This is a genomic window from Duganella sp. OV510 (assembly GCF_900100205.1).
In the GTDB taxonomy this organism is placed as follows: domain Bacteria; phylum Pseudomonadota; class Gammaproteobacteria; order Burkholderiales; family Burkholderiaceae_D; genus Rugamonas.
In genome coordinates, this window is record NZ_FNEQ01000004.1 from 229,632 (window position 1) to 248,412 (window position 18,781).

The following is an 18,781-nucleotide window of genomic DNA, read 5'->3' on the forward strand; positions in this document are numbered from 1 at the left end:
TCAGTTGTCCCAGGAGCCGATGTCGGCGTCGTCGCCGGTGCCGCCAGGCTGGCCGTCGGCGCCATAGGAGAACACATCGATCTCGCCCTTGATGCCAGGCGACAGGTACTGATACTGATTGCCCCACGGGTCTTTCGGCATTTTCTCGACGTAACCGCCGGTCTTCCAGCCGTTGGCGGCCGGGCCGCCGCTTGGTTTCTCGATCAGCGCCTGCAGGCCCTGGTCGGTGGTCGGGTAGCGCTGGTTATCCAGCTTGTACAGTTTCAGTGCCTGCATGATGGTCGCGATATCGACCTTGGCGGCGGCGATCTTCGATTCGCCAGCGCGGTTCAGCAGCTTGGGCACCACCAGCGCGGCCAGCACGCCCATGATGACCACAACAACCATGATTTCGATCAGCGTGAAGCCGCGTTGAAGACGTTGCGAGGCACGGCGGCGAAGGTTCAGCTTTTTCATAATCTGATAACAAATTTAAAGAGTGCAGAGTATAAGACGGAATCACGGCGATGGCGACATCTGGCCACCATTTGGCCGTGATTTATCCGCTTTGGCGCTTAATGAACCCTTAATATGACAGTTTCTTTACAAGACCTTACGCCTTAATCGTGTTTTCTGGCGCTGCCTTCGATACGTACGCGCGCACCGTCATTGCTGCCGCCATACGTGTCGGCAACCGGCGTGGTGCTTTTGACCACCTTGGGCGCATCCGTCACGAACGGCGCGATGCCCAGCGTGGCGTCGATCTCCTGCGGATAGATCAGGAAGCCGCGCGTGATCACCGCCGCTACTTTGCGCACGTCGGCGATGTCCTTGGTCGGGTCGCCGTCCACCAGCACGATGTCGGCCAGCTTGCCCGGCGTGATGCTGCCGCGATCATTGCTGGTCAGCGTGTAGCGCGCGCCGTTGCGGGTCGCCACCTGCAAGGCTTGTGCCGGCGTCAGGCCGGCCTTGACCAGCAGCGCCAGCTCCGAATGCAGCGTGAAGCCGGGGATATCGTCGGTGCCGGCCACGATCGGCACACCAGCCTTGTACATGACGCCGACAAACTGCACCATCTTGGCATAGGATTTCTCGTAGCGCTTCAGCTGCGCGTCGCCATCGATCTTCATGGTGCCGACCTTGAAGCCGCGCGCCACGTCCGGCGGCATATGCGCCTCCACCGCCGCATACGGCTCGTTGATGTCGCCGTCACGCTGCTTGAGGAAGGCAAAGGTGGCCAGCGTCGGATCGATGGAGATCTGCTTCTTCGCCAGGTAGGAAACGAAGTCCTTCACCGGCCTGGAGTTGAAGTCCAGGTCCGCCACTTTTTCGGCCGGCAGCACGAAGCGGTTGAGATTACGGGTTTCAGTATCGGGCTTGACCAGGAAATTCAGCAGTACCTGATTGATGTGCTGGATCTCGTCGTAACCGGCATCCAGCGCTTCCTGCGCGCGCAACCCGGCCGGAATGTGGCCGGAAACGCGCATGCCGCGGCTGTGCGCGTACGCCACCGTGTCCTTCAGAATCGCTTTCGGGAAGGAGTTATAAATCTTCAGCTGCGGATAGCCGCGCTCCGCGTACCAGTCAATGGCGTCCTTGGCTTCTTTCAGGTCCTTGATGACAAAACCGTTGTTGGCGCTGAACGGGCTTTCGCCTTCCAGGAAACCGGCAGGCACCACCTGCGGCGCCAGCAGCTTGCCGGCGGCGGTTTCGTCCAGCATGGCCTGCAGCTGCTTGTTGTCGTTGCCCATGTCGCGCACGCTGGTGACACCGGTCGACAGGTTCAGCGCGCCGGACCAGCGGTCGACGTGGCCGTGCATGTCGAACAGGCCAGGCAGCACGATGCGGCCGGCGGCGTCAATCACGTTATCGGCTTCGCGCACCGGCGAGCCGGCCGGCTGCACCGAGGTGATACGGCCGCGCAGCACGTAGATGTCGGAAGGCTGGCCGACAGTGGCTTTCTCGCTGTCGAAGATGCGCGCGTTGCGCACCACGGTCAGGCCGGTCAGCGGATGCTGTAATTTGGCGGCGACATCGGCCAGCATCTGGTTCTCGGCCGCCTTCTGGCGTGCGGCCAGCGTGGCCGTGGCGTCCTGCCAGCCCTCTTCCAGCATGCTGGCGAAGCCAGGGATGATGACACCGAACAGGCGCGGTTGCTCACCCGAGGTGGCCCAGTAATAGGAAGGGGAGAGGCCAACGCCGGTCTGCGCCACCAGGCGCACCGTCTGCTTCTGGCCGGTGGCGCTGGTGATGTCAACCTTGTCCAGCTCACGTTGCGACAGCGTGCCGGATGGCAGCAGCGCCAGCTTGCCCTGCGGGTCTTTCGCCAGCGCGGCAATCGCCACCGAGGCGATTTCGAAGGAGCTGTTCAACGGCAGGTAGGCGGCCGGGCCGCTGACTTGCTTGTTCCCTTGCTCGCTGGTGGACTTCCATTCCGCGTGATTACCCTTGCGGCTGAACCGCTCGTCGACCACCGCGCCAAAAGTGGAGTTGCCCTTGACCGCGTACTCGGTCATGGTGCCGTCGGCACTGACACGGAATTGCTCCGTCAGTTCCGGGCCACGGCCATTGTTCTTGTAGATGAAGCGCACCTTGGTCAGGCCATCGTCCAGGCGTTCGACAAGCTGCTCGCCGATCTGCTTCTGGTTTTCCGAGATGATCAGGTATTTGGTGGTGGTGGCAGCTTGCGCGCCAAAGGCGGCGGCCAGCGCCAGTGGAATGACGGCCAGTCGTTTCATCAGCAAGATTGTTTCTCCCTTTTTTATTGATCAGCGCAAACCGGGCAGGCGCCGTTGCGGCCGACGCCTATGCTGGTCCACTCCATGTGCAAACCATCCAACATCATCAGGCGCCCGGACAGCGAGACACCCACGCCCATCAACAGCTTGAGCGCCTCGGCCGCCTGCATGGCGCCCACCACCCCCACCAGCGGCGCGAACACGCCCATGGTGGAACAGGCCACATCTTCAAACGCCTGGTCCTGCGGGAACAGGCAGGAATAGCAGGGCTGCGTTCCGCCGCGCGGATCGAAGACGCTGACCTGGCCATCGAAGCGTATCACGGCGCCGGACACCAGCGGCTTGCCGGCGGCGACGCAGGCACGGTTGACGGCATGGCGCGTGGCGAAATTGTCGGTGCAGTCCAGCACCACGTCGGCAGCGGCCACCAGTTGCGCCAGCCGCGCGTCATCGACACGCTCATTCAGCGCGGTGACGGTGATGTCGGGATTGATTTGCTGGAGTGTGATGCGCGCCGATTCGGCCTTGGGCTGGCCCACGCGCGCAGTGGTGTGGGCGATCTGGCGTTGCAGGTTGGTCAGGTCGACCGTGTCGTCGTCGACCAGCGTGATGTGGCCGACACCGGCCGATGCCAGGTACATGGCGGCCGGCGAGCCGAGGCCGCCGGCGCCTATGATCAGCGCATGCGCGGCCAGCAGCTTTTGCTGGCCCTCGATGCCAATTTCGTCCAGCAGGATGTGGCGCGAGTAGCGCAGCAGTTGTGAGTCGTCCATCTTCTCTATGCGGCGTCGCGCAGTGCGTTATTTGGTGTTGGGCGGCGTATCGGGCTTGCTCTCGCCGACGTCGTTGGCGGGTTTCGGCTCCGACTTCGACTGCTTGACCGGCAGGCCCTTGAAATGATTCAGCGCCTGCGCCAGCTGGAAGTCGTCCTTGGAGCCGAATTCCACCGGCTTGTATTTCTTCGACAGCGCGGCGATGCGTTGTTCATCTTCCAGCACATCGCGTTTGGCTTCGCCTTCCGGCTCCTTGTCGTTGCCCAGGTGTTTTTGCAGGTCCGCCTCGCGCACGCGCAGGCCGTTCAGGCCATCGCCCTCGGCGGTTTCATCGACCAGCAGGTCGGGCGTGATGCCGCGCGCCTGGATGGCGCGGTTCTTCGGCGTGTAGTAACGGGCGGTGGTCAGCTTGACGGCGGTATCGGCGGTCAGCTGGCGCAAGGTCTGCACCGAGCCCTTGCCGAAGGTCTGCTGGCCCATGATGGTGGCGCGCTTGTAGTCCTGCAGCGCGCCGGCGACGATTTCCGACGCCGAGGCGGAACCGGCGTTCACCAGTACCACCATCGGCACATCCTTCAATGCGGGCGGCAGCTTGGCCAGCGGATCGACCTTGGCGCGCGGCGCGTAGAATTCCTGGCGGCCGTAGAAGGTTTCCTTGGACGTTTGCAGTTGGCCGTTGGTCGACACGATGACCTGGTCTTTCGGCAGGAAGGCCGCAGAGACGCCGATCGCGCCCGGCACCACGCCGCCCGGATCATTGCGCAGGTCCAGCACCAGGCCCTTGATGTGCGGGTCTTGCTGGTACAGCGCGGCGATCTTCTTCGCCATGTCGTCGACGGTCGGTTCCTGGAACTGCGCAATGCGCACCCACGCATAGCCCGGCTCGACGATCTTGGCCTTGACGCTCTGGATGCGGATTTCCTCGCGCGTGATGTTGAACACCAGCGGCTTGTCCTCTTCCTTGCGGCTGATGGTGACGCTGACCTTGGAGCGTGGCTCGCCGCGCATCTTCTTCACCGATTCATCCAGCGACATGCCCTTGATCAGCGTACCGTCGATGCGGGTAATCAGGTCGCCAGCCTTGATGCCGGCCTTGAAGGCAGGCGTATCCTCGATCGGCGAAACAACTTTGATATAGCCGTCTTCCAGGCCGACCTCGACGCCGATGCCGACAAACTTGCCGGCCACCGTCTCGCGCATTTCGCGGAAGGCTTTCTTGTCCAGGTAGACCGAGTGCGGGTCCAGCGACGACACCATGCCGGAAATGGCTTCCGTCAGCAGCTTCTTGTCGTCGACGTTTTCCACGTAATCGGTCTTGATCAGGCCAAACACGTCTGACAGCTGGCGCAATTCTTCCAGCGGCAGCGGCGCGGCCGTGACTTTTTGCGCGATGGCGGAAAACTGGAAAGAGGCGGCAACACCCGCCACCATACCGAGGCCGATCAGGCCGATGCTCTTGACTTTGTTGCCCATGTTTTTCCGCGAACCTTAAAACTTGACCCAGCCAGCCGGATCGAATGCCGCGCCCTGATGGCGCAGCTCAAAGTATAGCCCCGATTCCTCGTTGCCGCCGCTGTTACCTGCGCTGGCGATGGCATCGCCGGCCTTGACGATGTCGCCGGCCCGCTTCAGCAGCGACTGGTTATTGCCGTAAATGCTCATGTACTGGCCGCCGTGGTCGACGATGATCAGGTTGCCGAAGCCACGCAGCCAGTCGGCAAACACCACGCGCCCGCCGGCCACCGAGTGCACGTCGGCGCCCTCGCTGGTGCGGATGAAGACGCCCTTCCAGCTCGGGCCGTCGCCGCGCTTGGAGCCGAACTTGGCAGCCACCTTGCCGCTGACCGGCGCCCGCAGCTGGCCTTTCAGCGCGGCAAAAGCACCGGCCGGCGCGGCGGGCGCCAGCGCGATGTCGGCCGCCTTGGCCGGCGGCGGCGTGTCCTCTGCCGGTGCCGGCGCTGGACGGACGGCGGCCACTTTCGGCTCGTCGGCGTCGATGGCGTCGGCAGGATTCGGTCGTGCCGGATTCGGCTGTGCCGGCTTGATGGTGCCGGACTTGCTGTTGTTGGCCAGGCGCTTGCGCTCGGCTTCGGCAGCGGCCCTGGCTTTGGCCAGTGCGCGCGCCTCGGCATCCGCCTTGGCCTTGGCGGCGCGGGCGGCTGCCAGCTGTTCCTGGCGTTTCTTCTCGGCAGCAGCAGCAGCGGCCTGTTCGGCGATCAACTTGTTCAGCTTGTCGACCAGGCCAGCCATGCGCTGCTCGTCTTTTTCCAGGTTGCCCGCTTCCTTGCGCTGGGCCACCAGTTTCTTCGACAAGGTGGACAGCAAGGCCGCGCGGCGGCCTTTTTCCTGCTCCAGTTTGGTTTTCTGCTGCAATTGCTCCTGGGCGATCTCTTCCAGCTCATCCTTGGCGTTCTGCGCCGCCTCCTGGTTGACCTCGACGGCCTTCAGGTTGCTGCGCAGCGACTCCAGCAGCCGCGCCTGCGCCTGCGAGACGTAGGCCAGCATTTGCAGCTCGCGGTTGATGCGGTTGGGATTGTCGCCGGACAACAGCAGCTTGATGCGGTCTTCATTGCCCGCCACGTACTGTTCGCGCAGCAGCTTGGACAGCTGCTGCTTCTGCTGCTCGACCGTGGCGGCCAACCGGTCGTGCTCGGACGACAGCTGCGTCAGCTTGACGTTGGTGTCGCCCTGCTCCTGTTGCAGGTCGCGCAGCGCGCGGTTGGCGTCGGAAATCGCCTGTTCGGACTCGGCCAGCGTGTCGGCCGCGTCGTCCTTGGCGCTTTCGGTCTTGCTGATGTCCTTCTTCAGCGTCGACAGTTTTTGCTGCAAGCCGGCGCGCTCGGCCTCGGCCGCCGCTTTCTGCTTGCTGCGCTCGGTGGTCTTGCCGAACGGCGCCGCCGATGAAACAGGCGCGGCGCCGAGCGACAGCATCAGCAGCAAGGCTGCTACGTGGCGGTGCAAAGAAGACAAATTACTTGGCCTTGCCCTGGTTGGCGACAGCCGCTTGCGCGGCAGCGATGGCATCGGCGTCACCGAGGTAGTAGTGACGGATCGGTTTCAGGTTCTCGTCCAGCTCGTAGACCAGCGGCGTGCCGTTAGGAATGTTCAGGCCGACGATGTCGCTGTCGCTGATGCCGTCCAGCATCTTGATCAGCGCGCGCAGGCTGTTGCCGTGGGCCGAAATGATGATTTTCTTGCCAGCCTTGATGGCCGGGGCGATTTCCTCGTCCCATACCGGCACCACGCGGGCGACGGTGTCTTTCAGGCATTCGGTCAGCGGAATCTGCTGTTTCGACAGGCCGGCGTAGCGCGGATCGTTGAACGAGGCGCGCTCGTCGGTGGCTTCCAGCGCCGGCGGCGGCGTGTCATAGCTGCGGCGCCAAACCAGCACTTGCTCGTCGCCGTACTTGGCGGCGGTCTCGCCCTTGTCCAGGCCTTGCAGCGCGCCGTAGTGGCGTTCGTTCAGGCGCCAGTCGTTCTTGATCGGCAGGTACATCGCATCCATCTCGTCCAGCGCCAGCCACAGCGTGCGCACGGCACGCTTCAGCACCGAGGTGTAGGCCAGGTCGAAGGTGAAACCGCCGTCTTTCAGCAGCTTGCCGGCCTGTTTGGCCTCATTGATGCCTTTGTCGGTCAGGTCCACGTCAGTCCAGCCGGTGAAGCGGTTCGACAGGTTCCAGGTGGATTCGCCATGGCGCATGAAAACGATTTTGTACATATAGCCTATCTTTTCAGGAAAAGTTGGAAAACCGGTAGTAAGAACTTCTAACAGCTTCTATTTTATAATGCGCGGATTAAGTTCAACCATTGGATTCCTGTGAAATTCTTCATTGATAACATTTTTCTGATCGCCATCGTGCTGGTTTCCGCTGGCGCCCTGCTGTGGCCGTCGCTGACAGTGCGCGGCAAACGCGGCAGCCCGCAAGATATCACCATGTTGATAAATCGCGGTAAAGCCACCATCTTGGATGTACGCGATGCCAAGGAGTATGCTGAAGGCCACCTGCCTGAAGCCCGAAACATCCCGCTGGCGGAACTCGACAAGCGTATCGGCGAACTGGACAAGTTCAAAAGCCGTAGCCTGATCGTGGTCGGCAAGAGCGATGCGCGCGCTTCGTCCGCTGCTGCCAAGCTGGGCAAGGCGGGCTTCGCCGATGTGGTCAATCTGGAAGGTGGCGTTGCCGCATGGCAAAAAGCCGGCCTGCCACTGGCCAAATAAACAGGAGGTCAACATGACTGCCGAAGTGATTATGTACACCACCGCTGTCTGCCCATACTGCATCCGCGCCGAGCGCCTGCTGGAATCCAAGGGCGTTACCGGCTTGAAGAAGATCCGCGTCGACCTCGACCCGGAGCAACGCATGACCATGATGCAAAAGACGGGCCGCCGCACCGTGCCGCAAATTTACATTGGGGAAACCCACGTCGGCGGTTTCGACGACTTGTATGCGCTGGATCAAGCGGGCGGGCTGTCTCCCTTGTTAAATGGCTAACGGACCTCATAATACAACGCGGGGCGGTAAAACCTTTAATTTCATAATGGTTTTGATACAATTGCCCTCGCGTTTGATTTGCGCTGTCTTCTCGCCATGCCAAGCAAACATCATTGAAACTACAACGAAAGCGTTCCATGTCTGAAGAAAATCTGCAACCAGTATTCCAAATCCAACGCGTCTACCTGAAAGACCTGTCGCTGGAGCAACCTAATTCGCCGGCGATCTTCCTGGAACAGGAAGCACCGACCATCGAAGTAGCGCTGGACGTTGGCGCCGAGCCACTGGCTGACGGCATCTTCGAATCGACCGTGACCATCACCGTGACCGCCAAAGTCAAAGACAAAGTAGCGTTCCTGGTAGAAGGCAAGCAAGCTGGCATCTTTGAAGCCCGCAACATTCCAGAAGACCAGCTGGACCCACTGCTGGGCATCGGCTGCCCGAACATCGTTTACCCATACCTGCGTTCGAACATTGCTGACGTGATCACCCGCGCCGGTTTCCCGCCAGTGCACCTGGCGGAAATCAACTTCGAAGTGTTCTACCAGCAGCGTCAACAAGCGATCGCTGAAGCAGCTGCCGCTGCCCCAGCCGCTGACGCGACCCACTAAGCAGTTGCCTGATCGCCGCCGGGCGCCTGTCCGGCGGCAGTTTCATCCTCTCAAGGTAATACCATGACATTTCCCCGTTTGATCGCTGCTCTGACCATGACGCTGGCCGCTGCCGGCAGCCAGGCATACGACTTCAAAACGGTCGGCACCGCGCCGGTGATCCTGTACGACGCGCCGTCCACCAAGGGGGGCAAACTGTTTGTCGTGCCGCGCGGCGCCCCGCTGGAAGTGGTGCTGGCTTATGGCGAATGGCTGAAAGTACGCGACGTCAACGGCGAGCTGGCGTGGACCGAGGCCAAGGGCCTGAGCGCCAAGCGCAACGTCATCGTCAAAGCACCCAATCTGAAAATCCGCGCCACGCCGGATGATGCCGCCACCGCAGTGTTCACCGCCGACAAGGGCGTGCTGCTGGAGCTGAGCGAATCGGTGGCTGGCGGCTGGGTCAAGGTCCGTCACCGTGACGGCCTGGTCGGTTTCGTCAAACAAACCGAAGTCTGGGGCATATAATTGCCGTAGCGGCGCCCTCCCTGCGCGCCGAATGAGATCCCATGCAAGAAAAGACTAGCAAACGTGCGGACAGCGTCCGCAAGGTGAGCGTGCTCGGCGCAGGCGCCTGGGGCACGGCCGTGGCCATGGCGCTGGCGCAGCGCCACGACGTGCTGCTGTGGGGGCGCAACGCCGCCGCGCTGGAGACCATGCGCACCGAGCGCGAAAGCAGCTACCTGCCCGGCTACCGCTTCCCCGAACGCCTGCAAGTGGCCGCCGATTTCGACGCCGCGCTGGCCCACGTCGCCGAGCCGGGCAGCCTGCTGATCGCCGCCTGCCCGGTGGCCGGCCTGCGTCCGCTGCTGGGGCAGTTGAAGGGTCGCGCGATTCCCAATGTGGTGTGGCTGTGCAAGGGCTTTGAATACGACACCGGCCTGTTGCCGCACCAGATCGTGCGGGAAGTGCTGGGCGACGCGGTGGCGGGCGGTGCGCTGTCCGGCCCCTCGTTCGCGCAGGAAGTGGCCAAGGGCCTGCCGTGCGCGCTGGCGATCGCCTCCAGCTCGGCCGAACTGCGCGCCTGCGTGGTGGAGACCGCGCACGGCGGCAATATGCGTGTCTATTCGAGCGAAGACCTGGTTGGCGTGGAAGTCGGCGGCGCGGTGAAAAACGTGCTGGCTATCGCCACCGGCGCCGCCGACGGCCTTGGCCTCGGCCTTAACGCGCGCGCCGCGCTGATCACGCGCGGCCTGGCCGAAATCACCCGCCTGGGCGTGGCCCTGGGCGGCAAAAACGAAACCTTCATGGGCCTGACCGGCATGGGCGACCTGATCCTGACCTGCACCGGCGACCTGTCGCGCAACCGCCGGGTCGGTCTCGGCCTGGCGCAAGGCAAGCCGCTGGACGTCATCGTCCAAGAGCTGGGTCACGTCGCCGAAGGCGTACCGTGCGCCAAAGCCGTGCGCGAGCTGGCCGCCAAGCTGGGCGTCGAAATGCCGATCACCAACGCCGTCGCTGGCGTGCTATTCGACGGCGACCAACCGCAAGCAATGGTCGCCCGCCTCCTCTCCCGCGACCCGCGCGGCGAATAAACTCCGGGGTCAGTTCTGCCAAACGTACACGGGCTCAACAGCAAAGCTGTTGAGCCCGTGTACGTTTGGCAGAACTGACCCCGGTTTTATGCTTCGGGCTCTTCCGATTTGGCTTCGCGCATCCACTGGACTAGCGGGTAGGCGTCTTTCAGGCCGGCAGCCAGGAGAGGGGCCAGCTTTTCCGGCTGATTCAGCGGCAGCTCGATCTCAGTCCAGATGAAGAAACTCTTCAGCTTGATGTATTCGATGTGCTCGTGCTCCGGGTCGAAACCTTTCGGCGGGCGCATCAGCTTGCCTTCGTTCTGGATGTCGCCGTAAGTGGCCACCAGTTTCTTGTTCTTCAGTACCTTGCGGAAGCCGGCCGCGTCCTCGACCATGTGCTGGCGCAGCGCTTTCAGGCGGTGCGGCGGCGGCATGTATTCGCCGGCGCCAAACAGCATCTTGCCGGTGCCGTCGATCTGCATGTAGTAGGTCGGGCCGCCGGCCTTGCTCGGGCGGCGCATGTCGTTCGGCGCCACTGCGGCCGAGAAGCGCGTCTTGTACGGCCGCTTGTCATGCGCAAAACGCACGTCGCGGTTGATGCGGAACATCGCTTTCTTCGGATTGCTGAACTTGACTTGTGCATCAAACTTGCCCAGTTCAGCAATCATCTGCGTCACCACCTGCAGGAATTCTTCGCGCAGGATGTCGTAGCGCGGCTTGTTCATGATGAACCACGGACGGTTGTTGTTTTCTTCCAGCTCACGCAGGTATTGGGTCAGGTCGCGCAGATGCATTGTGTTCCTTATTTCTGATTGGCCGGCCGCTTGCCGACCGTGACGTCCAGCGTGGTTTCCTTGTTTTTACGCAGGACCGTCATTTTAGCTTTTTCGCCCGGCGTCAGCTGGGCGATGAGATTCAGCATGCTGTTGGTGTCGGCCACCGGCTTGCCGTCTACCGTCAGCAGGATGTCGCCCGGCTTGACGCCGCCCTTGTCGGCCGGCCCATGACGCACCACGCCGGCGATGATGGCGCCGCTCTGGCGCTGCAGGCCGAAGCTGGCCGCCAGCTCGGGCGTGATTTCCTGGCTTTCGACGCCGATCCAGCCGCGCACCACGTGGCCGGTCTTGATGATGGCTTCCATCACGTTTTTCGCGGTCGATACCGGGATGGCAAAGCCAATACCCACCGAACCGCCGCTCTGCGAATAAATCGCCGAGTTGATGCCCAGCAGGTTGCCGCTGACATCCACCAGCGCGCCGCCCGAGTTGCCGAAGTTGATGGCAGCGTCGGTCTGGATAAAGTTCTCGAAATGGTTGATGTGCAGATTGTTGCGCCCCAGCGCGGAGATGATGCCCATGGTCACCGTCTGGCCGACGCCAAACGGGTTGCCGATCGCCAGCACCACATCGCCGACTTGCGCCTGCTCGGCCTGGCCCAGCACGATCACCGGCAGCTTGTCCAGCGAGATCTTGATCACCGCCAGGTCGGTCTCCGGATCGGAACCGACCAGCTTGGCGGCAGCCTTGCGGCCATCCGGCAGCACCACCTCGATTTCATCGGCAGCCTCCACCACGTGGTTGTTGGTCAGGATGTAGCCCTGCGCCGAGACGATCACGCCCGAGCCGAGGCTGGACTCGTCATCGTCGCTGTCCTCGCGCTCGCCGAAGAATTTCTTGAAGAAGGGATCGCGCAGCAGCGGATGCTTTTTGCGCTTGGTCAGCTTGCTGGTGATGATGTTGACCACCGCCGGCATGGCGCGCGACGCCGCCGCGCGATAAGAACCGCCAGCCGTCACCGGCGGCTTCGACGGTCCGGCCTCCAGCATTGCCGCCGGATGGTCGGTGCTGCCCATTTGCTGCACCCGCACCGGCGCCGGACGCTCGCCGCCCACCGCCTTGTAAACAAAATACAGTGCCAATACGACGGTCACCGTTTGCGCAAACAATAACCAGAGTCGTCGCATCGCAGTCCAGCCTGCCGCTCGTGAGGCGGCTTTCAATTATTTTTTCAGGGAATCGCGAATTTCGCGCAGCAGCACAATATCTTCCGGTGGTGGCGGTGGCGGCGCCGACGCGGCAGCGGCCTCTTCCTGCTTGTGACCCAGCGTGCGCGCCTTGTTCATCAGCCGCACCATCTGGAAGATCACAAACGCCAGGATGATAAAGTTCAGCAGGATAGTAGCAAAATTCCCGTAAGCGAACACGGCACCCAGTTTTTTGGCTTCCAGCAGGCTCAGATTGGGCGCCTGGCCATTCAGCGGAAGGTAGTAGTTGGCGAAGTCCAGGCCGCCAAACAGCTTGCCGATCGGCGGCATGATGATGTCGGCCACCAGCGAATCGACGATCTTGCCGAAGGCGCCGCCGATGATGACGCCAACCGCCAGATCGACCACATTGCCCTTCATCGCGAATTCTTTAAATTCCTTCATCATTGCCATATTTTTACCCTCGCTGTGTGGTCAATTGTGAACAAAACTGCGCTTGGATCATACTATTTTTTCAATTGGATTCCAAACACCCTTGTTGTTTACGCATTTACAAGCCGAATTACGATATAAATTGACCTACATCAATTTCTGCTCATCGCCCCAGCCTCTATCATCGCACCGGGAACGGTGTAAACCTGGACAAACTTGGGAACCGGGCAACGTTGGTGTAAAGAGTTGCATCGTGCATACCTTATAAGGTAAGGTGGCTCGATTTCGTGCTATCCAAGTTTTCAGCATTCAGGTTTGTACACAGTTCGCAAGATTTTGTTCGCACTTTGACTGATTGGGGTTTGTATGAGTAACGAAAAGCAGGTCGATTCGGGCCGTCGCGGCATATTGGTCGCGACCGGCGCCGCAGGCGGCGTGGTAGGCTTGGCCACCGCCGGCGCATTGGTAAGTACCTTCCAGCCGTCGGAGCGCGCGAAAGCGGCCGGCGCACCGGTCGAAGTGGATATCTCCACGCTCAACGCCGGCGAAATGACCACCGTCGAGTGGCGCGGCAAACCCGTCTGGATCATCAAGCGCACGCCGGAAATGATCGCGTCGCTGAAGAAAACCGACGGCAAAGTGGCCGACGCCGAATCCAAACGCAATCCCGAAGAATTCACGCCCGAATACGCCCAGAACGAATGGCGCTCGCGCAAACCGGAAATCCTGGTCGCGGTCGGCATCTGTACCCATCTGGGCTGCTCGCCCTCGTCGAAGTTCACTCCCGGCCCGCAGCCATCGCTGCCGGACGACTGGGAAGGCGGCTTCCTCTGTCCTTGCCATGGCTCGACGTTCGACATGGCTGGCCGTGTCTTCAAAAACAAGCCAGCACCGGACAACCTGCAGGTTCCGCGCTATATGTTTTTGAGCGACACCAAGCTGGTCATCGGCAAAGACGAGAAAGGCGAGGCATAACATGGGTGCATTCAAGGAGACCAAATTCCCGGCCGACGCACCGGCTGCACAAAAAGCCCTGGGCTGGGTCGATGACCGCTTCCCGCTGACCAAGCTGTGGAATGATCAATGGGGCAAATACTATGCCCCGAAAAACTTCAACTTCTGGTACATCTTCGGCTCGCTGGCAATGCTGGTGCTGGTGCTGCAGATCGTCACCGGCATCTTCCTGACCATGCACTACAAGCCGGACGCCAACCTGGCGTTCGCCTCGGTCGAATACATCATGCGCGAAGTGCCGTGGGGCTGGCTGGTGCGTTATATGCACTCGACCGGCGCCTCGGCCTTCTTCATCATCGTTTACCTGCACATGACCCGTGGCCTGCTGTACGGCTCGTACCGCAAGCCGCGCGAGCTGATCTGGCTGTTCGGCTTCGCCATCTTCCTGTGCCTGATGGCCGAAGCCTTCTTCGGCTACCTGCTGCCATGGGGCCAGATGTCGTACTGGGGCGCGCAGGTGATCGTCAACCTGTTCGGCGCGATTCCGCTGATCGGCCCTGACCTGTCGCTGTGGATACGCGGCGACTACGTGGTGTCGGACGCCACGCTGAACCGCTTCTTCGCCTTCCACGTGATCGCGATTCCGCTGGTGCTGCTGGGCCTGGTGGCTGCCCACCTGATCGCGCTGCACGAAGTCGGTTCGAGCAATCCGGACGGCATCGAAGTCAAAGAGAACCTGGGCCCGGACGGCCACCCGGTCGACTCGATTCCATCGCATCCGTACTACACGGTGCACGACCTGTTCGGCGTCTCGGTGTTCCTGCTGATCTTCAGCACGGTGGTATTCTTCGCGCCGGAAATGGGCGGCTACTTCCTGGAGTATAACAACTTCCTGCCGGGCGATTCGCTGAAGACCCCGCTGCACATCGCGCCAACCTGGTACTTCACCGCGTTCTACTCGGTACTGCGCGCCACCACCGCCGACTTCATGTGGGTGCTGATGTTCTTCGTCGCCGCCTACGTGGTGTTTGTCTGGCTGAAATCGCGCCTGGCGCGCACCACCAAGATCGCCATCGCGGTGATCGCGCTGGTGGCCATCATCGGCATGCTGCCGCAGATCCTCGACGCCAAATTCTGGGGCGTGGTGTTCTTCGGCGGCTCGGTGGTGATCCTGGCCTTCCTGCCATGGCTGGACAAGTCGCCGGTCAAGTCGATCCGCTACCGCCCGACCTGGCACAAATATGTGTACGCCGTGTTCTTCCTGTCGTTCCTGACGCTCGGCTACCTCGGCACGCTGGCGCCTACCGATGCCCGCACCATCGTTTCGCAAGTGTGCACCCTGCTGTACTTTAGTTTCTTCCTGTTCATGCCTTGGTGGAGCGCCGCCGGCACGTTCAAGAAGGTTCCGGACCGCGTGGTTTTCCACGCTCACTAATAAAGTACAAAAGGACAACACATGAAATTCCCGAAACGCCTGCTTGCCATTGTGGCATTACTGCCAGGTCTGGCCTTCGCCAACGAGGGTGGCATCGCCCTCGACAAGGCGCCGGACCGTTCCAATAACATGGCGGCGCTGCAGCACGGCGCCAAACTGTTCGTCAATTACTGCTTAAACTGTCATAATGCGTCCTCCATGCGCTACAACCGCCTGAAAGACCTGGGTTTGAGCGAGGAGCAGATCAAGGCCAATCTGTTGTTTACCGGTGAGAAGGTCGGCGAAATGATGACCACCACCATGAAACCGAACGATGCGAAAGCATGGTTCGGCGTGGTACCGCCGGACCTGTCGGTGATCCAGCGCGCGAAAGCGTCTGGTGCCGGCACCGGTAGCGACTACCTGTATACTTATTTGCGCACTTTCTACAAGGACGACACCCGCCCTACCGGCTGGAACAATATGGTCGTTCCCAATGTGGCGATGCCGCACGTCTTGTGGGAATTGCAAGGTGTACAGAAAGTGGTGATGAAAGAAGTGCCCGATCCGCATGCCCACGGCAAAATGATTCATCAGTTTGCTGGATTTGAGCAGGTCACTCCGGGTAAACTAAAGAAATTGGAGTTTGACACCGCCGTGGCAGACCTGGTCGGCTACATGGAGTGGATGGCGGAGCCTGCTGCGCAGACCCGCAAAAAACTGGGTGCCATAGTCGTGTTGTTTATGGCTGTGTTTGCCTTCCTGGCATGGCGCTTGAATGCGTCGTTCTGGAAAGAAGTGAAATAGACGAGAGCGCCGGCTGGTACGGCGCTTGTTTTGCGAAGCCCGCATTGACGGGCCGATATGGGGTGATCCGTTCGCGGCCCACCCCCTTTTGTTCTTCTAAGGAACGATAAACATGATGGTTCTCTACTCGGGCACGACCTGCCCATTCTCGCAACGCTGCCGCTTGGTCCTGTTTGAAAAAGGCATGGACTTCGAAGTGCGCGATGTCGACCTGTTCAACAAGCCAGAAGATATCTCGACCATGAATCCGTATGGTCAGGTGCCGATTCTGGTCGAGCGCGAACTGATCCTGTACGAATCGAACATCATCAACGAGTACATCGACGAGCGCTTCCCGCACCCACAACTGATGCCGGCCGACCCGCTGATGCGCGCGCGTGCCCGCCTGATGCTGTTCAACTTTGAAAAAGAACTGTTCGTCCACGTGCACACGCTGGAAAGCGAACGCGCCAAGGGCAACGACAAGAGCCACGACAAGGCCCGCGCAGAAATCCGCGACCGCCTGACCACGCTGGCGCCGCTGTTCCTGAAAAACAAATACATGCTGGGCGACGAGTTCTCGATGCTGGACGTGGCGGTAGCACCGCTGCTGTGGCGTCTGGATCACTACGGCATCGAACTGTCGAAGACCGCAGCGCCGCTGATGAAGTACGCCGAGCGCATCTTCTCGCGTCCGGCCTACATCGAAGCGCTGACGCCATCGGAAAAGGTCATGCGCCGTTAATCGGACGCTGGCTGTTTAGTCGAAGTATGACGGCGCGTTTGCCGGCCTTGGCCGGCGGCGCGCCGTGGTTCACCGCAGTCTGGAATCCCATGCCTGAAATCTCAACCAAGCCCTACCTGCTGCGCGCCCTCTACGAATGGTGCACGGACAGCGGCTACACCCCCTACCTCGCCGTCAAAGTCGACGCCGGCACCACCGTGCCGATGGAATACGTGAAAAAAGGCGAAATCGTGCTCAACATCAGCTTCGGCGCCACCTCCGGCCTGAAGATGGACAACGACAGCATCCGCTTCCACGCCCGTTTCGGCGGCGTTTCGCGCGAAATCTACATCCCCGTTAACAACGTGATGGCGATCTACGCCAACGAAAACGGCCAGGGCATGGCGTTCGAGCCGCAACTGGGCGAATCGTCGGCGCCAGCGCCGCAAGCGGTCGAAGAAGCGCCTGTCGCACCGGTATTGTCGGCGGTTCCGCCAGCCTCCAGCGAGACGCCAGGCACCCCGGACGACAACAACGAGCCCCCCAAAAAGGGCGGGCGCCCCACCCTTACGCGTATTAAATAGCGTATAATTCGCCCCGTAAAAGTTACGCCGGCTTAGCTCATTTGGTAGAGCAGTTGATTTGTAATCATCAGGTGGCCAGTTCGAAACCGGCAGCCGGCACCAGTAAAATCAAGCACTTAGCCCAACCTTGACAGGTTGGGCTTTTTGTTTTTCAGGGTCATGTAGGCGCTGTGTAGGCATTTTCCCGAATTCAAGGTACCTGCCTCGGGTGGCCTTATAATTGTCGAGAGATTTGATAATTTGAGGAAATAATGGCTGCTGATTTTGTCGCTTACATCGATGAGGCTGGAGACGAAGGATTTAAATTTCTCGAGGGCGAGCGCGGCAGTTCCCGGTGGTTCGTTTTGTCAGCGACGATTATTCGAAAATCAAACGACTTACAAATAGTGAGGGCCGCCCGTGAGGTGAGGCAGCTGCTAGGGAAGCCGGATAAAGTACGTATTGCACTTCCGTGAATTAAAGCACGAGCAGCGGGTTCCATACGTCCGCATGGTGGCTGGCTTGCCTGTACGAACGGTGAATATCCTCGTTCATAAGCCATCTATCAGAAATCCGGAAAATTTTCAGCAAGAGGCGCACAAACTCTACCGTTACTGCACTCGGCTGCTGCTAGAACGGGTAAGTTGGGTCTGTAGAGACCATGCAGTGGGCGGAGCGTGCAATACAGATTTGGTGTTTTCGAACAGGTCCGCGATGTCCTATGACGACCTAAAAGCTTATTTAGATGTGCTTCACAAGCAATCACAAGCCGGCGCCGACATCAACATCCACTGGCCTGCAATCAACTGTGACAACGTACGCGCGGTAAACCACGACAAGCTGGCCGGCCTGCAGTTAGCAGACGCTGTGGCATCAAGCATTTTCTTCGGGGTGAACAAAACACAATATGGTGAGGTAGAAAGTCGGTACTTGGAAATGTTGAAACAAACAATTTACCGAAGAGACCGCCGTGCGGATGGCTACGGTCTGAAGATGTGGTGTAACGATAACGTCGAAAAACAAAGGCTCACCGAATTGGTGAGCCTTGAGTAAAAGTAGACCCCAGGTTCGAGGTTCCCACCCGTTCGGGCTGCCGCCGTGAGGCGACCTCTACAACTCCTGCGCTTGTCTACACCCAAATAGTAACAAACTACTCAAAATTGAGCAATCGGCGTTTAAATCGAACACTGCGCACAAAAAGGTACATCGCTAAGCTTTCATGACGCCCAGAATGTTCGCGCGTTATACCGAATATATGCGCGCAAGCGAGCTGATGCTCTCGCCCGCGCTGTACTTGACGATAATTTCCGCCCGCTGCTCTGCCGTGGTCTTAGACGAGCGACCCAGCACCTTTGCCCTCGCTCTTCGCACGAGCTAAGCCGGCTTGCGTATGCTCCAAGAGCAAATCACACTCCATCTCCGCCACGGCGGCAAGCATCGTCAGCATCATCTTGCCGGTGCAAAACCTGGAGTGGAGCAGGAGGCGGGGCTGCGATAGGTGGCGGAATGGGCTATGCCGGCACCGCATATGACTATGGTTGGGAATGGGATCAATTCTAAAACCAGAGCCGAGTTCTAGTCTGGACTTGTCGCGGCGTGCAGACAGGGCAATTTGCTGAGCAACAGCATTGCAGTGGCAAACGGATGACTGATTGGAAGTGGCCCGGCAAATAAGGCGAGGGAGGCAGCGTTTCGCGCCACCTCTACAATCCAGCACCAGCGGTGGCTACACACACATGCGCCACTCGCCGCACGCGCGCTGGCCTTCCAGTAC

22 protein-coding genes and 1 tRNA gene are annotated in these 18,781 nt (G+C 60.4%); 13 read left to right on the forward strand and 10 right to left on the reverse strand.

The window, feature by feature from the left end; translation table 11 throughout:
* The 6 genes from gspG to gpmA all read right to left on the reverse strand — a co-directional run bounded on the left by gspG (position 1) and on the right by gpmA (position 7,208).
* Positions 1–456, reverse strand: a complete 456-nt coding sequence (gene gspG / locus BLS51_RS13300) for a type II secretion system major pseudopilin GspG (protein ID WP_090189148.1) — start codon at positions 454–456, stop codon at positions 1–3.
* 143 nt (positions 457–599) lie between these two features.
* Complete coding sequence (locus BLS51_RS13305) at positions 600–2,717, reverse strand: amidohydrolase family protein (protein ID WP_090189146.1); 2,118 nt, start codon at positions 2,715–2,717, stop codon at positions 600–602.
* Between the two features lie 23 nt (positions 2,718–2,740).
* Positions 2,741–3,490, reverse strand: coding sequence for a HesA/MoeB/ThiF family protein (locus tag BLS51_RS13310; RefSeq protein WP_090189144.1), 750 nt, complete (start codon positions 3,488–3,490; stop codon positions 2,741–2,743).
* 27 nt (positions 3,491–3,517) lie between these two features.
* Positions 3,518–4,963: a S41 family peptidase gene (locus BLS51_RS13315; protein WP_090189142.1), complete on the reverse strand. Its 1,446-nt coding sequence runs from the start codon at positions 4,961–4,963 to the stop codon at positions 3,518–3,520.
* Between the two features lie 15 nt (positions 4,964–4,978).
* Positions 4,979–6,421, reverse strand: coding sequence for a murein hydrolase activator EnvC family protein (locus BLS51_RS13320; RefSeq protein ID WP_090189307.1), 1,443 nt, complete (start codon positions 6,419–6,421; stop codon positions 4,979–4,981).
* Between the two features lie 40 nt (positions 6,422–6,461).
* Entirely contained in the window at positions 6,462–7,208 is a 747-nt protein-coding gene (gene gpmA, locus BLS51_RS13325) for a 2,3-diphosphoglycerate-dependent phosphoglycerate mutase (protein ID WP_090189140.1), read from the reverse strand.
* 99 nt (positions 7,209–7,307) lie between these two features.
* Between gpmA and BLS51_RS13330 the strand changes: the two genes are divergently transcribed.
* From BLS51_RS13330 to BLS51_RS13350, 5 genes are all read left to right on the forward strand, one after another.
* Entirely contained in the window at positions 7,308–7,709 is a 402-nt protein-coding gene (locus BLS51_RS13330; RefSeq protein WP_090189138.1) for a rhodanese-like domain-containing protein, read from the forward strand.
* Positions 7,710–7,722: 13 nt separating this feature from the next.
* On the forward strand, positions 7,723–7,983 hold the full coding sequence (gene grxC / locus BLS51_RS13335; RefSeq protein WP_090189136.1) for a glutaredoxin 3: 261 nt from the start codon (positions 7,723–7,725) through the stop codon (positions 7,981–7,983).
* A gap of 137 nt (positions 7,984–8,120) precedes the next feature.
* On the forward strand, positions 8,121–8,594 hold the full coding sequence (gene secB, locus BLS51_RS13340; RefSeq protein WP_090189134.1) for a protein-export chaperone SecB: 474 nt from the start codon (positions 8,121–8,123) through the stop codon (positions 8,592–8,594).
* Positions 8,595–8,657: 63 nt separating this feature from the next.
* Positions 8,658–9,101 carry an SH3 domain-containing protein gene (locus BLS51_RS13345; protein WP_090189132.1) on the forward strand — a complete coding sequence of 148 codons (444 nt, stop codon included), beginning with the start codon at positions 8,658–8,660 and terminating at the stop codon, positions 9,099–9,101.
* Between the two features lie 41 nt (positions 9,102–9,142).
* On the forward strand, positions 9,143–10,168 hold the full coding sequence (locus tag BLS51_RS13350; protein WP_090189130.1) for an NAD(P)H-dependent glycerol-3-phosphate dehydrogenase: 1,026 nt from the start codon (positions 9,143–9,145) through the stop codon (positions 10,166–10,168).
* A gap of 86 nt (positions 10,169–10,254) precedes the next feature.
* Here BLS51_RS13350 and BLS51_RS13355 read toward each other — a convergent pair whose 3' ends face one another.
* Genes BLS51_RS13355 through mscL form a run of 3 tightly spaced genes read right to left on the reverse strand, consistent with a single transcriptional unit; the run spans position 10,255 to position 12,587 of the window.
* Positions 10,255–10,944 (reverse strand): DUF2461 domain-containing protein, encoded by a 690-nt coding sequence (locus tag BLS51_RS13355; protein ID WP_090189128.1) that lies wholly within the window; start codon positions 10,942–10,944, stop codon positions 10,255–10,257.
* An 8-nt stretch (positions 10,945–10,952) separates the two neighbouring features.
* Positions 10,953–12,113 (reverse strand): Do family serine endopeptidase, encoded by a 1,161-nt coding sequence (locus tag BLS51_RS13360; RefSeq protein WP_090189127.1) that lies wholly within the window; start codon positions 12,111–12,113, stop codon positions 10,953–10,955.
* Between the two features lie 36 nt (positions 12,114–12,149).
* Positions 12,150–12,587, reverse strand: a complete 438-nt coding sequence (gene mscL, locus BLS51_RS13365) for a large conductance mechanosensitive channel protein MscL (RefSeq protein WP_090189125.1) — start codon at positions 12,585–12,587, stop codon at positions 12,150–12,152.
* 345 nt (positions 12,588–12,932) lie between these two features.
* Here mscL and petA point away from each other — a divergent pair, with 345 nt between their 5' ends.
* From petA to BLS51_RS13400, 8 genes are all read left to right on the forward strand, one after another.
* The gene (gene petA, locus BLS51_RS13370; RefSeq protein ID WP_090189124.1) at positions 12,933–13,541 is read left to right on the forward strand and encodes a ubiquinol-cytochrome c reductase iron-sulfur subunit; all 609 of its coding nucleotides are present in this window, start codon (positions 12,933–12,935) and stop codon (positions 13,539–13,541) included.
* A 1-nt stretch (position 13,542) separates the two neighbouring features.
* A complete protein-coding gene (locus BLS51_RS13375; RefSeq protein ID WP_090189122.1) occupies positions 13,543–14,955 on the forward strand; it encodes a cytochrome b in 1,413 nt (470 codons plus the stop codon).
* Between the two features lie 21 nt (positions 14,956–14,976).
* A complete protein-coding gene (locus BLS51_RS13380) occupies positions 14,977–15,741 on the forward strand; it encodes a cytochrome c1 (protein WP_090189120.1) in 765 nt (254 codons plus the stop codon).
* Between the two features lie 112 nt (positions 15,742–15,853).
* Entirely contained in the window at positions 15,854–16,465 is a 612-nt protein-coding gene (locus tag BLS51_RS13385; RefSeq protein ID WP_072788101.1) for a glutathione S-transferase N-terminal domain-containing protein, read from the forward strand.
* Between the two features lie 89 nt (positions 16,466–16,554).
* Positions 16,555–17,028 (forward strand): ClpXP protease specificity-enhancing factor, encoded by a 474-nt coding sequence (locus BLS51_RS13390; RefSeq protein WP_090189305.1) that lies wholly within the window; start codon positions 16,555–16,557, stop codon positions 17,026–17,028.
* 26 nt (positions 17,029–17,054) lie between these two features.
* Positions 17,055–17,130 (forward strand) — tRNA-Thr (locus BLS51_RS13395).
* Positions 17,131–17,279: 149 nt separating this feature from the next.
* Positions 17,280–17,483 (forward strand): DUF3800 domain-containing protein, encoded by a 204-nt coding sequence (locus tag BLS51_RS30215; protein WP_229207695.1) that lies wholly within the window; start codon positions 17,280–17,282, stop codon positions 17,481–17,483.
* Positions 17,484–17,517: 34 nt separating this feature from the next.
* Positions 17,518–18,060, forward strand: a complete 543-nt coding sequence (locus BLS51_RS13400) for a DUF3800 domain-containing protein (protein WP_229207703.1) — start codon at positions 17,518–17,520, stop codon at positions 18,058–18,060.
* 277 nt (positions 18,061–18,337) lie between these two features.
* Here the strand turns inward: BLS51_RS13400 and BLS51_RS30570 are convergent, their stop codons facing one another.
* The gene (locus tag BLS51_RS30570; RefSeq protein ID WP_307188151.1) at positions 18,338–18,535 is read right to left on the reverse strand and encodes a recombinase family protein; all 198 of its coding nucleotides are present in this window, start codon (positions 18,533–18,535) and stop codon (positions 18,338–18,340) included.
* Positions 18,536–18,781 lie beyond the last annotated feature (246 nt).

Coding starts and splice junctions, on each gene's coding strand:
- gspG (WP_090189148.1), bottom strand. CDS start 456: ATGAAAAAGCTGAACCTTCGCCGCCGTGCCTCGCAACGTCTTCAACGC.
- BLS51_RS13305 (WP_090189146.1), bottom strand. CDS start 2,717: ATGAAACGACTGGCCGTCATTCCACTGGCGCTGGCCGCCGCCTTTGGC.
- BLS51_RS13310 (WP_090189144.1), bottom strand. CDS start 3,490: ATGGACGACTCACAACTGCTGCGCTACTCGCGCCACATCCTGCTGGAC.
- BLS51_RS13315 (WP_090189142.1), bottom strand. CDS start 4,963: ATGGGCAACAAAGTCAAGAGCATCGGCCTGATCGGCCTCGGTATGGTG.
- BLS51_RS13320 (WP_090189307.1), bottom strand. CDS start 6,421: ATGCTGTCGCTCGGCGCCGCGCCTGTTTCATCGGCGGCGCCGTTCGGC.
- gpmA (WP_090189140.1), bottom strand. CDS start 7,208: ATGTACAAAATCGTTTTCATGCGCCATGGCGAATCCACCTGGAACCTG.
- grxC (WP_090189136.1), top strand. CDS start 7,723: ATGACTGCCGAAGTGATTATGTACACCACCGCTGTCTGCCCATACTGC.
- secB (WP_090189134.1), top strand. CDS start 8,121: ATGTCTGAAGAAAATCTGCAACCAGTATTCCAAATCCAACGCGTCTAC.
- BLS51_RS13345 (WP_090189132.1), top strand. CDS start 8,658: ATGACATTTCCCCGTTTGATCGCTGCTCTGACCATGACGCTGGCCGCT.
- BLS51_RS13350 (WP_090189130.1), top strand. CDS start 9,143: ATGCAAGAAAAGACTAGCAAACGTGCGGACAGCGTCCGCAAGGTGAGC.
- BLS51_RS13355 (WP_090189128.1), bottom strand. CDS start 10,944: ATGCATCTGCGCGACCTGACCCAATACCTGCGTGAGCTGGAAGAAAAC.
- BLS51_RS13360 (WP_090189127.1), bottom strand. CDS start 12,113: ATGCGACGACTCTGGTTATTGTTTGCGCAAACGGTGACCGTCGTATTG.
- mscL (WP_090189125.1), bottom strand. CDS start 12,587: ATGGCAATGATGAAGGAATTTAAAGAATTCGCGATGAAGGGCAATGTG.
- petA (WP_090189124.1), top strand. CDS start 12,933: ATGAGTAACGAAAAGCAGGTCGATTCGGGCCGTCGCGGCATATTGGTC.
- BLS51_RS13375 (WP_090189122.1), top strand. CDS start 13,543: ATGGGTGCATTCAAGGAGACCAAATTCCCGGCCGACGCACCGGCTGCA.
- BLS51_RS13380 (WP_090189120.1), top strand. CDS start 14,977: ATGAAATTCCCGAAACGCCTGCTTGCCATTGTGGCATTACTGCCAGGT.
- BLS51_RS13385 (WP_072788101.1), top strand. CDS start 15,854: ATGATGGTTCTCTACTCGGGCACGACCTGCCCATTCTCGCAACGCTGC.
- BLS51_RS13390 (WP_090189305.1), top strand. CDS start 16,555: ATGCCTGAAATCTCAACCAAGCCCTACCTGCTGCGCGCCCTCTACGAA.
- BLS51_RS30215 (WP_229207695.1), top strand. CDS start 17,280: ATGGCTGCTGATTTTGTCGCTTACATCGATGAGGCTGGAGACGAAGGA.
- BLS51_RS13400 (WP_229207703.1), top strand. CDS start 17,518: ATGGTGGCTGGCTTGCCTGTACGAACGGTGAATATCCTCGTTCATAAG.
- BLS51_RS30570 (WP_307188151.1), bottom strand. CDS start 18,535: ATGCGGTGCCGGCATAGCCCATTCCGCCACCTATCGCAGCCCCGCCTC.